General features: G+C 39.9%; 9 protein-coding genes. 4 read left to right on the top strand and 5 right to left on the bottom strand.

Annotation, left to right across the window (positions count from 1 at the left end):
* Nucleotides 1–220 precede the first annotated feature (220 nt).
* Nucleotides 221–1597: a glycoside hydrolase family 64 protein gene (locus PQ456_RS04470; RefSeq protein ID WP_337957875.1), complete on the top strand. Its 1377-nt coding sequence runs from the start codon at nucleotides 221–223 to the stop codon at nucleotides 1595–1597.
* A 144-nt stretch (nucleotides 1598–1741) separates the two neighbouring features.
* Here PQ456_RS04470 and PQ456_RS04465 read toward each other — a convergent pair whose 3' ends face one another.
* The 3 genes from PQ456_RS04465 to PQ456_RS04455 form a co-directional block, all read right to left on the bottom strand.
* The gene (locus PQ456_RS04465; protein ID WP_273615054.1) at nucleotides 1742–3040 is read right to left on the bottom strand and encodes a galactokinase; all 1299 of its coding nucleotides are present in this window, start codon (nucleotides 3038–3040) and stop codon (nucleotides 1742–1744) included.
* Nucleotides 3041–3262: 222 nt separating this feature from the next.
* Nucleotides 3263–4984, bottom strand: coding sequence for a helix-turn-helix domain-containing protein (locus PQ456_RS04460; RefSeq protein ID WP_273615053.1), 1722 nt, complete (start codon nucleotides 4982–4984; stop codon nucleotides 3263–3265).
* Between the two features lie 187 nt (nucleotides 4985–5171).
* Nucleotides 5172–7628: a rhamnogalacturonan lyase gene (locus tag PQ456_RS04455; RefSeq protein ID WP_273615052.1), complete on the bottom strand. Its 2457-nt coding sequence runs from the start codon at nucleotides 7626–7628 to the stop codon at nucleotides 5172–5174.
* A 485-nt stretch (nucleotides 7629–8113) separates the two neighbouring features.
* On the opposite strand from PQ456_RS04455, the gene PQ456_RS04450 reads away from it, so the two are divergent.
* The 3 genes from PQ456_RS04450 (at nucleotide 8114) to PQ456_RS04440 (ending at nucleotide 11695) form a co-directional block, all read left to right on the top strand.
* Nucleotides 8114–9439, top strand: coding sequence for a nucleobase:cation symporter-2 family protein (locus PQ456_RS04450; RefSeq protein WP_273615051.1), 1326 nt, complete (start codon nucleotides 8114–8116; stop codon nucleotides 9437–9439).
* A gap of 268 nt (nucleotides 9440–9707) precedes the next feature.
* Nucleotides 9708–10493, top strand: a complete 786-nt coding sequence (locus PQ456_RS04445; protein WP_273615050.1) for a Cof-type HAD-IIB family hydrolase — start codon at nucleotides 9708–9710, stop codon at nucleotides 10491–10493.
* 116 nt (nucleotides 10494–10609) lie between these two features.
* Nucleotides 10610–11695, top strand: a complete 1086-nt coding sequence (locus PQ456_RS04440; RefSeq protein WP_273615049.1) for a hypothetical protein — start codon at nucleotides 10610–10612, stop codon at nucleotides 11693–11695.
* A gap of 87 nt (nucleotides 11696–11782) precedes the next feature.
* Here the strand turns inward: PQ456_RS04440 and PQ456_RS04435 are convergent, their stop codons facing one another.
* Nucleotides 11783–13363: a cellulase family glycosylhydrolase gene (locus PQ456_RS04435; protein ID WP_273615048.1), complete on the bottom strand. Its 1581-nt coding sequence runs from the start codon at nucleotides 13361–13363 to the stop codon at nucleotides 11783–11785.
* Between the two features lie 293 nt (nucleotides 13364–13656).
* Nucleotides 13657–14943, bottom strand: a complete 1287-nt coding sequence (locus PQ456_RS04430; RefSeq protein WP_273615047.1) for an MFS transporter — start codon at nucleotides 14941–14943, stop codon at nucleotides 13657–13659.
* Nucleotides 14944–15030 lie beyond the last annotated feature (87 nt).

The following is a 15030-nucleotide window of genomic DNA, read 5'->3' as shown; positions in this document are numbered from 1 at the left end:
TAAAATGAACATAAATTCCGGTCTATTTAGACGCTCAAGTATAAAACTTTAGCTGTTATTGAACAAAAAAGCAAATAAAAATTTCTTTAATTTAAGAAATCTTAGCATAGAAATACACAGGAGAATTACACATGCTTTTTGTATTGTATTTATTACCATATATTGAAATAATTAAAAGCGAACGTGGAATCGCATACAATTTGAATAGGAGGATATGTGTATGAAGAAAATGGGTTACTTCTTGCTTTTATCTATGCTTGTTCTTGTCAGCAGTCTTTTTCCACCAGCATCATCTTCGGTATCAGCAGCAGATTATACTCAAGGGGTTACTACATCCGGGACGACAGCCACTATCTGGTTCTCTTCCAACGTAAATACTTCCTGGGTCGATGTGCACTACTCGGTGAACTCGGGTAATCTGCAAAATCTACGAATGACGTATGACAGTGGATCTAAACGTTATGTACAAAATGTCGCCAGTGTATCATCAGGTCAGGTGATCCAATATTCATTTACGTACAATAATGGAACAGCCGCTTATGACACATCGAAATTTAGCTATACAGTCACAACAGGCTCAACCCCACCTCCCAATCCTGGAACAGGTGACAATTCGATCTACAGTATCCCAGCGTCATCTATACCAAGCGCTACAGGGAATGGAGCATTATCTTTCAAATTATTAAATGGTACCAAAGGTGCTTATGCCGACAATCAGATCTATTGGGGGATTCTAGGAATTAATCCTGCCACCAAGCAATGGAGTTATCTTGATAACAATGGTCAATTGAAACCGATCTCGACGGCTCTTAACAATGCGACAGGGCATTTAACCAAGAACGGAGTGAATTACGCTAACATTTATAGCACGATCAGTCAGATCAATTGGGTGAGTATGCCCAAAATTGATTCCGGGCGGATGTTTATCTGTGTAGGCTCTCCATGTTATATCAAAACATATGATGATGGATTCGCAGGACCTGATATTAATAATACGGCTGATCCGAACCGTAATATCTATTTCGACTTTGTTGAATTTACTGTAGACGGTACAGGATATCATGGAAATACTACTCGTGTAGATGGTTTTGGATTTCCTTTACAACACCGCCTTGTCAATCGTGCAGGTAATTATGATCAGACGGTAGGCGAATTGGAATCCGAGACACGTGCAGGTCTATTTAGTAAGTATCGGAGTGAAGTTCCGGCTACCTTCCAATCTCTTGCCGATGTACAAGCTCCATATCGTATCGTAGCACCGATTCATGGCGCATTCGGGGTAAATGGTACGCAAGCTAATTATTTTGCTGGATACAGCAATTACAGCACGCAGGAGATCCTACTGTGTAATGGTCGACTGGCAGAGGATTCAGGTACATGTTCAGCGATCAATCGACATGTGTATGACAACCAAGCCAATTGGAACAATCCTGCTCAATATTACAAAGCTGCACCTGCTAATTACTACGCGAAGTTCTGGCATGATCACAGTATCAATCGCTTAGCATATGGATTTGCTTATGATGATTACAATCAACAAGCTTCGTATCTTGAAGTGGGTGATCCAAAAGGATTGATTATCCGCGTCGGCTGGTAAACGTATCTATAATTGCGTGATATAAAAAGCCTGCTTCTACGGTCAATGTTAATTTGACGGTGTAGAAGCAGGCTTTTTTTCAGTGATTGGCTTGTAAAATATCAGGTAGATGATTCTACAATAGATATTACAAAAATGTATTCTTTAATTGAGGTGGTTGTTCAAGCAGATGGATCCATGTTGACGTACATTGATGATATACGTAGAGGTGCCTAACGTTTTTTCGATTAATGCTGTATATTCACTAACTAATGTTTTTGGCAAAATAGTCAAAATGACACCTGCAAATCCGCCACCATGTACACGACAAGCGCCTGCTTGCTTTTGCTTCAAGAAAATCTCAGTGATTGCTAGAGCGATCGAAATACTTTGCTCACGGGTATGAGAATCTTGATATACGTTTTGAAGCCATTTCCATGATGAATTACCCGAGCCTGTAATTAATTCTAAGAAATGATCCCATTCGTTCGATTGTAGTGCTTTCACTTGCTCATCGACACGATCATTTTCTTCTAAGAAATGCAGTGCACGCAATATAGCACGATCGCCTGTTTGTTCACGAAGGCTTGATAGATTGCTGTATACTTCTTCCAGCGTAATCTGACGACACACTTCATGACCCAGCGCTTCCGCAACCGCCTTCATTTCTTCCGGTACCGCAGCATAATCAGCAGTCAGATCGGCATGGTTGCCTCCTGTGTTCACGATGACCATCTCATACCCTTGTGCATTGAAATCATACGGTACATGTTGAATCGCAGGTTCTTTGGGATTGATAAAATCGATTGCGATTAATCCGCCATGCGCACAAGCCATTTGATCTAATAATCCAGAGGGTTTGTTCCAGAATTTATTTTCAGCATATTGTCCAATTCGAGCCATATTTACGATATCAACTTGACTGTTATTGTAGAACGTATTTAGGATGCTAGTGATTAACATTTCAAAAGAAGCTGAAGAACTAAGCCCGGAAGCTGCTAATACATTGGTAGATACATAAGCATTGAATCCGCCTACATGTAATCCCCATTGAACAAAGCCAGCAACGATTCCGCGAATAAGCGCTAGTGTACCGCCTTCGCCTGCTACAGGCTCTAATTCAGAAGTATGGATTTTGTACACATCTTTATAGCCCTCAGACACAATCGTAATATAAGGTTCATCTACAGGTACAGCAGCACTAATCGTATCTAGATTGATACTTGTTGCCAATACTTTACCGTAGTTATGGTCTGTATGATTACCACCAATTTCACTTCTACCTGGAGAGCTGAATAATTGAATATTGCCATCTCCAAATTGTTGATGATAGTTATTCATAAGTTGTTGATAACGCTCCAACTGATACTGTACTTGTTCTTGTCCATACATTTCCACAAGTAGTTGGTTCATCTTCTCCGTATTGTATTGTTCCAAGTTCTCTGTAACCGTTCTCAATTGCATCCTAAATATCCCCTTTAATATTAAAAATAGTTGTTCCTATGCTATTGATATTTGTGCCTATATTGATTGTACTGAAATTTTGCGAAATTGTCAGGGGTATTGTTGCAATCATTCTGCACTTTTGGGAATAGTATTGTAGACAGCCATCATTGTAGACAGTGTTATGCAGTCTATTCATCTATAATCATGGCTGTAAAATGATCTATCTTTTAAACTATTAACTTACTGCATTAAATAACCAACTTGAATATGAAGTTGCCTTTCTAAAGCAAGACCATCATCATAAGCAAACTCTTCTAATTTCAAGCCATAGATTTGTCCATTTTGTACAGCAGGCAATTGACTCCACATTGGATGTTGTTGCATCATCGATTCCATATTTTCTAACCACTGAGCTGGCGCTACTACAAACATATGATCTGCTGCATAATGTGGCAATAGATGCTCTTCGATAAATTTGAATCCACCTGCTTCAAATACTTCATGACGAATCGGATACGGCGGATGTAACTTGAGCGATCGATACAGATTATATCCTGCACGTGTACCTTCTCCCCAGATCGCAATCTGATGGTCGCCTCGAATTTCATATAGACCTACTGTCTGCTCTGTAATATGTTCCAACGCTAACTCATGTCTGGCTGTTTCGATTTGATACTGATAACGTTTCACCCATTCTTGCGCTTGCACCTGACGATTTAAGACTTGCCCTAAATAAAGCAATTCATCAATATGATTTCTTCTTCCCCATTCAACGATAAATAAAGGCGCAATCTCTCTTAATTGTGCATACAACTGAGGATGTTCCAACACACAATCCGCTACAATAATAAGATCAGGTTTCGTCTCTTCGGTAATCGTGGCAGGCAACTCAAATTTCCATTCACTTGGCGGTTGATTGTCCCCTTTGTTAATATGCCAGATCGGGACTGACGATAATTCTTCTTCTATTAACATCGAGTATTGATTGATCTCTAGCGCCGTGACTACTGGCGTTATTCCTAACGCTAACAATGTTCCTGCAAATGGAAATGAAGCTACACGAGCTGTTCCTTTACGTGCTCTAAATGTACCGGGTGTCATCCCTGTAAATGAACGGAACTTTTTACTTAAATAAATACCATCACTGTATCCGATCTGCTCGGCGATATGATGCAAAGTATGATCTGTGCATAACAATTGCTCTTTGGCTTTGTTCATACGCCAGATCGCTAGATAATCAGAAAAGGTGTATCCGATTTCTTTTTTGAATACTTCGGAAAAGTAATGCGGATGCAATCGGGTCTGTGCCGCTACATTTTCACGAGTCAGTAGCTGTTCTGATGCATATCTAATATAACTAGCCACCTGTTGCATCGAACGATTTAAGCATTTGTGATGACGATAATCATTCAAACTGCTGAGAAGTTGTAACAATTCATGCAAGATCACATGAGTATGATCGATATCTTGATTCATATATTGAGCGATCTCCTGAATCAACATAAACAAACGTTCATCCTGAGGATGTACAATCGCTCCATGTTCAGGCAGACTTTCATAACTTAATTCATAACTCATCCGATCGGTATAATCATTCATTAATTCATAACGCTCACAAGTGATGATATGTAAAAAGCCAACTTCACTATAGGAAAGTTGTAGTTCAACATTTGGATGGATGACTAACAAATCACCAGCTTGCAAATACCATGTTTCAGGTTGATCCTTAGATGGAGTATCTACAGTTGCAATAGCTCTAACCGTCAATGTGCCTTTTTCCACAGCAATAATCGTAAAATATTCTGCATATAATGGAGTCATAAATACAGCACGTTTATTCATAACAGCATGCGTAGGAGTAAGATGAAAAGAGTAGATTGATTTGCATATATCTAATATCGGATGTATGGCTGGCTGAATCATAAAAGAATGATCACGCTGGCTACTCTGGTAAATATCCATACTGCAAACCTCCTCTGTAAATGATACCTTTTATCATTTATCTGTTAGCATTATATAATGTGAGAGAACTGTTTGTATAATTTCGGTGATCTTATTAGGAATAAAAAGCCTGCTGCTTTTTAGGGATTAAGTAAAGTCTAATCCATAAAAGCAACAGGCGGTTAACAAATATTTAACTATTTAGAAATTACTTTCTTTTTCCAGCAGTATAAAAGTTCGGTAAAGGCACTTTGGACCAATCGATATCTGAAGCAAAATAAAAGTCTGTATACGTTGGTTGATTGTAAGTTGTATTCTGACGAGCGATTCCTGTACGGTACTGTGTATTATGCAAAAGAGTATACAATTTATGAGTAGTCACTTCTGTACTAAGGTAAATACGGATCGCAGAACTATCTGTCGTACGTACCAGCATTTCTTCGCGCCAGTCACCAAAAATATCCGCTACCAGTGAAGGAGTTCCTTTGGTATCGTTATTGGTGAGCGTTCCGGTTGCTGTAAGCACTGTTCCTTTGCGCCAATCTTGAATCGTAGGGGTTACTTCACGAGCACCATCAATAATCTGTGTCGTCATATCCGCGCCCCATTTGATATTCATATTGGTTCCCGGAATCTTCGTGCCGATCAATTGACCATCGGCTGTACGCAGATCCATTGACCATGCTTCTAATCCCGGACGAGATGGATCAATATCTCCGATCATGCCACGTCCAGTGTCTTTCCCACTATAAGCACCGAAAATCACTTTGCCTGTTCTGGCATCACGCATACTGTAGCCATAAGGTGCATAGGTTCCGCCTTCATGTACCATATAGATTTCCATACCCGGACGATTCGGATCGATATCGGTGACATGCATCGCATCTCCATGTCCTAACCTTGCTATCACACCCGGTGTAGCACTGTTCGCAGGCATCATATCCATCGAACTGTACAGCAGACTACCATCATCATCTATCGTCGCTGATCCATATACAATCTCATCTCGTCCATCTCCATCCACATCTGCCATCGTGAGTGAATGAGCACCTTGTGTAGTGAGTGTACCCAGCTCTGGATCGGTTCCATTTACACCATGAGGCCCATCGTTAAATGGATTGCTCATCGGTGTCCATCCACTATCGGCATTCCATACTTTTTGCAAATGACGTCCATCCCAATTGTAGGATACCAGTACAGAACGTGTATAATACCCGCGTGCAAATACTGCCGATGGTGTTTTCCCATTTAAATAAGCGACCCCTGCTAGAAAACGATCTACCCGATTGCCCGGCTCAATTCGTGACATTGCATAGTCGCCCCACATTAGACCATCATCATGACGATCAGGTTCATAAGCGATCGTTTCTAATTCTTTACCCGATTCGCCTTCAAATACAGACAAATATTCCGGGCCATCCAAAATAAATCCTTCAAAAGTACGCAGATCGTTACGCGCACTACGAGCCGGTGCATAGACATCCATAAAGTAATCGGTCAACGCTTCAGCATCTACACGAGACAAAGGATAATTATATTTCGGAGCAATTCCAAAACATTCTTCTAATGTCTGAGGCCAGTGACCATTTTTCACTTCTTCTTGATCACGCCATCCTTGAAACATGTTCACTACATGATCATAGTAATCGCTACTGCTTAGTCGGTAATCGTCTGTATTCGCATATCCTGCTTTTTTATCAGCTTTGGGTAGAGTGATGTATTTTTCAGAAGAAATTTTACCTCGTGAATTATAACGAGTGATCTTGGTGCCTGGAGCGGTTTTGAACATCATTTCAGCTTTGCCATCTCCATCAAAATCGTACACCATAAATTGAGTATAATGCGCACCTGAACGGATATTCACCCCTAGATCAATACGATACAATAATCGTCCATCGAGTTGGTACGCATCTATATACGTATTACCTGTGTATCCTTTTTGGGAGACATCTTTGGAATTGGAAGGGCTCCATTTAACAAAGTATTCATACGCTCCATCGCCATCAACATCACCTACACTCATATCATTCGCTGAATACGTATACGCTTCACCCGCAGGTGTTACTCCATCAGCCGGCTTTTGTAAAGGAAGATCGTAATAGGTGTCATTCCAGACTGTTGCAGGAGCACTAAGTTTCTTTTTGTCTGGTTTGCGGAGATCGTTCAAATTGTAATCAGTACTATACGTAGTTAACTTCGATTCTTGACTATCTGTTGCTAAAAATGATTGAGTATCATAAGCAGATTCGGTCACTGTAGCTGATGAATCTATCGTACGGGGCTTTTTCGGTTTGATCGGTGCTACTGTATATTTAGCAGTGGTTGTTCCTTGCCGATCCAGATAGTTAGTACTATCAGTGACTACGGTTAGAAATGTACCATTACGATATACAGCAAAATCAGTACCTGTGAGTCCTGTCTGCGAATAACCGCTAGCTTCATCTCCAAGCAAGCGCCAACTTAGAAAAATACCATCAGCTGTTTTGGCTGCTACTAGACCTCGATCCAGATACTCTAGTTGTACTCCCTTATTTCCTTTACCTTTGGATGCTGTCATCATCTCATTCGAATCAGCCGCAAATAATCCACTTGTAGGTAACACTAATATAATGCCTAATGCCGTAGCCACAATTTTAGTCGTTAGCGAATATTGCTTTTCTTTCATACCCCTTCACCATCCTTATTATTTTGGTAACGCTTACAAATATGAATAAGTGAATATTGCTGTGCAGATGATAGTCTACAAAACTGTACGTTACATTTCTCCTTTTCTAGGATAGAAGCTCACTTTTGCTTTCTTTATCCATCCTCTGTGGTAGCTCTTTTATTATAAATTTGTGATGTTCTCAAAGGTGTACACAAATCAGAGTCATCTGTTTAAATAACAGTGCCTTTCAATTCCTATATCTTTTGAGTCTTATCTACTTACTTGATTGAATTCAGCACCTGATTACCCTTTCAAATCATTATATGTTATATTACCTAACATATATTTTATAACATTGCATAAATTAAACCCTCTAAATTATATTTTTGCACAAATAGATAGAATACATATCGTCAAAACAGAGAACTAAAAGATATTATTACGTTACATTCTTTATTCGTTAACGTGTGGTGTTAAATTATATTCAAAAAGGGGCGAATCAAATGGACATCAAACCAACCGGGGGTAAAATTTGGTCTTTGGGATTACAGCATGTACTGGCTATGTATGCAGGAGCTATTTTAGTACCATTATTAGTTGGACGGGCGCTTAATCTTACCGCAGAGCAATTGTCTTATCTAGTAGCGATTGATCTACTCACCTGTGGGATAGCGACTATGTTACAAGCCTGGAAAAACAAATATCTAGGTATTGGTCTACCGGTTATGCTAGGAAGTTCTTTTGTCGCTATTACTCCTATGATCGGGATCGGTAATCAATATGGACTGAATGCGATCTATGGTGCTATTATAGCTGCTGGATTGTTTGTCTTTTTATTCGCTGGCTTTTTCGGTAAAATCATTCGCTTATTCCCTCCTGTAGTGACTGGAACTGTTGTTACGGTTATAGGTCTTTCACTCATTCCAACAGGGATTCGTAATATGGCTGGTGGTGCGAATAGCCCTGAATTTGGTAGCCTCACGAATTTCCTCCTTTCCTTTGGTGTACTGGCATTGATCTTGATCATCAATCGCTTTTTTACTGGATTTATGCGCTCGTTGTCTGTATTGATAGGTATTGTTGCTGGAACGGTTGTTGCTTTTATGATCGGTAAAGTTAATTTTTCCAGTGTAAGCGAAGCGTCATGGTTCCATCTTCCTCAGTTATTTATGTTCGGTATGCCTGAATTTAAGATTGCTCCGATTTTAACTATGATTATTGTATGTATGGTGATCGTGGTTGAATCTACAGGTGTATTTCTAGCATTAGGTAAAGTATGTGATCAGAAATTAACACCACAAGACATGACACGCGGTTATCGGACAGAAGGATTAGCGATTGTTCTTGGCGGTATGTTCAATGCTTTTCCATACAATACATTCGCTCAAAATGTGGGGCTGGTCGAACTGTCCCGCGTCAAAACACGTAATGTGATCGTTGCGGCGGCAAGTATTCTGATTGTACTTGGACTGGTTCCCAAAATCGCTGCACTGGCTACGGTTATTCCTGCCGCTGTTCTAGGAGGTGCTACTGTCGTGTTGTTCGGTATGGTCGTCGCTTCAGGAATTCGGATGCTGACTGAAGTAGACTTCAAAGAACAACGCAACTTGCTAGTTGTCGCTTGCTCGATCTCACTTGGTATTGGCGCAACAGTTGTCCCTGAACTTTTCGCAGGCTTGCCTTCAGCATTACGCATTATTGTCAGTGACGGTACGATCACAGGTAGTTTATCCGCTATTCTGTTAAATGTATTTTTCAATTTACCTCTCAAATGGAAACGTCCTGCTACTATTCCCGCTCAGGTTGAACCGATCAAACAGCATGGATAGATAGTTAATTCTATGATAGACATACACATTACTGAATAAGTCTTTCTTTTCTATTATATGTACTGATACGAGAAATACCGATTCATATACTGTTATCCAACCTATCCAAAAGCTACTTTTTCGTGAGTATTCTTTCTCATAAAAAGTAGCTTTTTGGGTATATAACGATAGAGACTATACTGAAATACAAGACACAACTCTCGATTGACGGTTATAATAGAGTCATACTGTGTACACCAAAAATAGATAACAACGATAGGAGCTACCCATGTCTAATCAAAGTATTATCTTTTTCGACATTGATGGAACGTTATTGGATTTTGATAAAAAGTTACCGGAAAGCACTAAAAAAGCTGTATTCGAGCTCAAAGCACGTGGTCACGAAGTAGCTATTGCCACCGGTCGTGCTCCTTTTATGTTTGATGATATTCGCAAAGAACTTGAGATTGATACGTATGTTAGTTACAACGGTCAATATGTTGTTTTGCGTGGCGAAGTGATCTATACCAATCCACTGAACAAAGACGCCTTACTTCAATTGACTCAGACAGCGCTGGAGCAAAATAATCCGCTTGTCTATATGGATGCTGAAGATATGAGAGCCAGCGTGCCCGAAGAAGACGAAATGATCACAACCAGTATTCATACTTTAAAAGTAAGTAAATTCCCGACCTATGATCCGTTATATCATCAAGGTAGAGAGATTTACCAGTGTCTACTATTCTGTATAGGAGATGCGGAGAAAAAGTATGAGCAAGACTTCAAATCATTCGATTTTATCCGCTGGCATCCAATGTCTGTCGATGTTCTTCCAGCAGGTGGTTCCAAAGCACATGGTATAGCCAAAATCACTGAAAAATTAGGATTCCCGCAAGAAAGACAATATGCGTTCGGCGATGGACTGAACGATGTTGAAATGCTCAAACAAATCTATAACAGTGTCGCTATGGGTAATGCTGAACCTGAAGCCAAAGCAGTCGCTCGCCATATTACCAAATCTGTCGATGAAAATGGTATTTTACATGGACTACAAATGGTAGGATTGTTAGACTAAGCCACTGATATTTTATATTCACTATCTTCATTTCTTCCCCTTATTCTCCGATATTTTAAAAGGATGTAGATTCTGCATCTTTTTATGATATCTAGAGAAAAAGGGGATTTTTCACAATGAACAAAAAATGGTTACGTGTATGGATCTGGATGATGATGTTTGCTATCGTTATACCGGCTCAGACGATTCATGCTGTCAATGTAAAAGGAAGTACATATCAAAGCGTTTCTTTATTTGTAAATGGTAAATTCCAGATTACTCAGCAATACACTCAGTTTGTGAATAACAACAAACTATATATTCCTATCAAAATCATGGATCGGATTCCAGGTATCACGATTCAATATGGTAGTCCACTTACGATTACAGGTAACAAAGGTAGTATTACAGTCAACGATTCCAATTCATTTGCTTATGCCGGGGTTACTTATGTGATGTACAAATCGTTATTAGCGATTACCGATTTGGATGGCAAATATGCGTCTAGTGCTCAAGTATTATTTCTATGGAGCGATGATGAAGGCAAGCGTGCATCCAGTGAGATTTTAACAAATATTAGTCAATTGCCTGCGAATTTCGGTTACTTTGTCGGTGAGAAAATATATCCGTTTTATTATCCGGGAGCCTATTGGATTACCGATATACGTTATGCTTCTTCCAGCTTGTATATAACGATTCAAAATAAATCAGGTGATACGTATGAGTTCAATAGTCCAGTATCTGATTTGGACTTTCTGTTAGATAGCGAGCTGACATCATTTAATCAGAACTGGCATGGCAAATATGTCTGGTTCGACAATCGTGCGTATAATGGAAGCGGTCTTAACCATCTGGAAAAGTTAACATTTATCGCTGTGCAAGTAAATGACCAAAATGATGCTTTTGTGACGTTACAAAAATCCAATGGCAAGCAAGTCGGGATCAAACTCAATCGACAATATGATATTGGTACGATGCTAAGTGATATTTTATGGTCCAAAAATCCACGTACTTTATACAATTGGAGCAATAGCGTCTGGACAGCCATCAGTAAAAATAAATTATTAAATAATATGACCCGCGAACAAGTGATATTATCCTGGGGCGAACCGTCTGATAAGAATACGTATCAATCGTCTTCGTTAACGTATGAACAATGGATCTATTCTGGTGCTTATCTGTATTTCTGGAACGGCCGCCTCAATTCAGCGCAAAGTCGATAATACAAAAACCAGCTACAACAAAAAGAGCTATCGTAGTGATAGCTCTTTTTGCATAAAATATAATCTATTCATACTTATTCAAATCGTTTACGGTGTTGTTCCCCATACTAATGTACCTTTATTGTAGATACTTGCTTTATTCCAATCGGTTAGCGCTGTCTGATTGGCTCCATAAGAGTAATCGTTAGCTTCATTGTAATTACTCCAATCGGCTGGATGAATACGAGCTTGAATATCTCCGCTTTGACCTCCGGCTGGAATCGAACCGGCTCCACTACCAAAACTCAATTCAACATAGCGATTCGCTGTTGTTTTGGATGTTGTCAGTGTACCAAATGCACCGCTAATATTCGTTCCACCTACGCTCGCCCAGTCAATAAAAAATTGTTGCTTTTGCTGACTCTCATCACTGTAATAGTAACGAATTTTGAGATCACTTAGATTGACCGCTGTACTACCGTTATTTTTGATATTAAAAACAGGTCGAATCGCATTATCGGTCGGATTGCTATCGCCGTTACAATATTGCAATACCAACTTCCCTTTAGGATCGATTGGTGTGGTTGTACCTGTATCGCCACCTCCTGTAGTCGGAGGAGATGTATCGGTATCACCGCCTGTCGTTGGAGGTGTTGTTGTATCTGGATCTGTTGTACTGGTGGTTGCTCCAAGACGAGTCTCATCACGTACAAACTTGCCTGAAGCTGTTAAGTTATTGACTGTCCATCCACCTGTTGAACTTGCTCCCGACTGAAGAGCGGCTGACGCTTCGTTTTTATCTGCAAGTGACCAGTTTGCCCAACTAATTTTGCGATTAGCTAAAAAGTTAGTCCATACTTTCGATTCACTCAGGAATGGCCCTCCGTTACCAGATGCATCGCTTGTACCCCATTCTGTTACAAATACAGGTGCTTTTTTGCTTAACGCATAATCGATGCGATCACGTAAAAATTGTCCGTGTGTTCCTGCATAGAAATGTACAGCATACATTGTATTTTTATCAGGTAACTGGTTATCTGCTGCATCGTGTACATCCTGACTCCATGTTCCTGTTCCGACGATAATAATATTGTCTGGATCTTTGGCACGAATCACTTGAGTCACTTCTTGCGCATACGGACGAATCTGCCCATTCCATGTGACTCCACCATTAGGCTCGTTGGCTAACTCATAGATAACGTTCGGTGAATCTTTGTACAAGCCAGCCATTTCACTAAAAAAGGCTTTCGATTGCGTTTTATAAATATTCGGATCATTATCTGAAAGTATATGCCAATCGATAATCACATAGACACCCAAATCCTGCGCCGCTGCGACCGCTTCTTTCACTTTGTTTTTCAGTGAAGGATTTGAAATATATCCATTCTCTGCGGTATACATCGCTACCCGAAATACAGTAATGCCCCAATCATCTCGTAACCATTTCATCGTATCTTTATTCACATAGTTACCATACCACTGAATGCCATGAGAACTCATACCTTTTAATTGGACAGGGGTACCATTCTTATCCACCAATTGTCCGTTAGCGATCGATAATTGTCCGTGCTTCTGCACTGGTGTTGTAGCTGCATTTGCTTGTGGTACCCAGACAGAAGTGGTTAGCGATAACGTCAATACAGCCGTTAACACAGAAGCACTCCACTTCTTCAACATCGTTTTTTTCATTAATTATCAGCTCACTTTCTTAATTAATGTAAAATTATGTTATTTTAGGACACTCACCTATTATAGAGTAACTTTTGCAAGAAATATAGTTTTTTGTGTAAAAATGACTAATTAATACCAGACTATAGGTGATAGTATGTATTACCTTATGTTAGGTATATGAATCTTATTTAGCGCGATTTTCCTTATTTTTATATCGTACCGGTAACGATTGACATATTAGAAAAAAAGCCAGCATAGTTACGGCAATTGTCCGCATCTATACTGGCTTTATCATTTTTATATTTCGTTTATTAGGAATTGATCGTTCCCTCGGTAGGTGCCAATTCAGTCTGTTCGATCTGCATATTCGATTCTTTGGCATACAATACATAAGTAATCAGACTGAATAAAGCAACAATCGCCATCATCCATTGAACATAAGAAGGAGATAACGTATCTAGCATACGCCCTGCTACAACAGAGAACAATCCTCCACCAATCGCACAACCAGCCATAACGATACTGGTATTACGAGCAATATTTTTGGGCATTAACTTTTTCATATAGACCAGTGTGACTACGTATAGACCTGATAACATCAGACCTAATAATACGATCAAAATATAACTTATTACCGGATTCCGATTCAGTGCAAATAAAGACAGCAATACGATCATACTGCTCCAATGAATAAATAAATAGCGACGATAACCGATACGTTCTGCTTCATAACCGGCAAACATCCGTCCGACAATCATAGCCGCCCAGAATACTGTAACACTGATCGGCGCTGTGCCTGCATCTGCCATTCCTGTCTCTAACATCAGCGATGGCAAATAATTCACTAACCCGATATCGGTTGCTCCGTATAAGAAAAATAGAAAAACAAACGATGGTAATAACAGACTGCCACCGACCCATAATCGCTTGAGACGAGCAGAAGGATGATTGGTTGCCGCCGCTGCTACTACAGCACCTACAGGCCCTGAAGAAGCTGCTGTTGCTGGAACGACATGAGGTAGATCGGTCAAATGACGTGGCAAAAATAACGCTTCTACACCTTCAAATCGGCTAAATCGTACGAATAAAGATAAAAAGATGCAATACACAGCGATGCCAAGCAACGCATAATTCCATAATCCTGAGCGCACCAGCATACCGATCGCTAATGGGAATAATAGTGAACCTACACCAAATGCAATCTCTAAGCGACTCATAGCAATCGCGGCATTGGATTGTAATCCTTCCAAAATAACAGCCGCAATCACCGATTCAATAATACCGCCTAGAAATCCTGCAATAGCGATACCGACAATTAAGATCGACCATGGTGGTAAAAAGGCGATCAAAATATAACAAATAGCTACACCGATTGCGCCTATATGTAACATTGTTTTTTTCGATATTCGATTCGCTAACCACGGTTGAATCAACATCCCGATAATCGATGCTCCAAATTCTATAAAAATCAGTGCTCCAGCATCTGTATAATCCCGATCATACAATGGCAATAATACGGTAACAATCGCTGCCACCGTCACTTTGATAGCACCCATTAATAAATAAAATAAACTTCCCATCCAAATCAAACGTTTCAAGACTGCCTTCCCTCCTTTATAAGTCTGGTTATACTGACCCAGATACAACGCTAACTGCAAGAATTATACTTCTTCTTTTGCACAGAT

The sequence above is a fragment of the Paenibacillus kyungheensis genome, from assembly GCF_028606985.1.
GTDB lineage: Bacteria > Bacillota > Bacilli > Paenibacillales > Paenibacillaceae > Saccharibacillus > Saccharibacillus kyungheensis.
This window is presented reverse-complemented; position numbering and strand designations above follow the sequence as displayed.

Coding starts and splice junctions, on each gene's coding strand:
- PQ456_RS04470 (WP_337957875.1), top strand. CDS start 221: ATGAAGAAAATGGGTTACTTCTTGCTTTTATCTATGCTTGTTCTTGTC.
- PQ456_RS04465 (WP_273615054.1), bottom strand. CDS start 3,040: ATGCAATTGAGAACGGTTACAGAGAACTTGGAACAATACAATACGGAG.
- PQ456_RS04460 (WP_273615053.1), bottom strand. CDS start 4,984: ATGGATATTTACCAGAGTAGCCAGCGTGATCATTCTTTTATGATTCAG.
- PQ456_RS04455 (WP_273615052.1), bottom strand. CDS start 7,628: ATGAAAGAAAAGCAATATTCGCTAACGACTAAAATTGTGGCTACGGCA.
- PQ456_RS04450 (WP_273615051.1), top strand. CDS start 8,114: ATGGACATCAAACCAACCGGGGGTAAAATTTGGTCTTTGGGATTACAG.
- PQ456_RS04445 (WP_273615050.1), top strand. CDS start 9,708: ATGTCTAATCAAAGTATTATCTTTTTCGACATTGATGGAACGTTATTG.
- PQ456_RS04440 (WP_273615049.1), top strand. CDS start 10,610: ATGAACAAAAAATGGTTACGTGTATGGATCTGGATGATGATGTTTGCT.
- PQ456_RS04435 (WP_273615048.1), bottom strand. CDS start 13,363: ATGAAAAAAACGATGTTGAAGAAGTGGAGTGCTTCTGTGTTAACGGCT.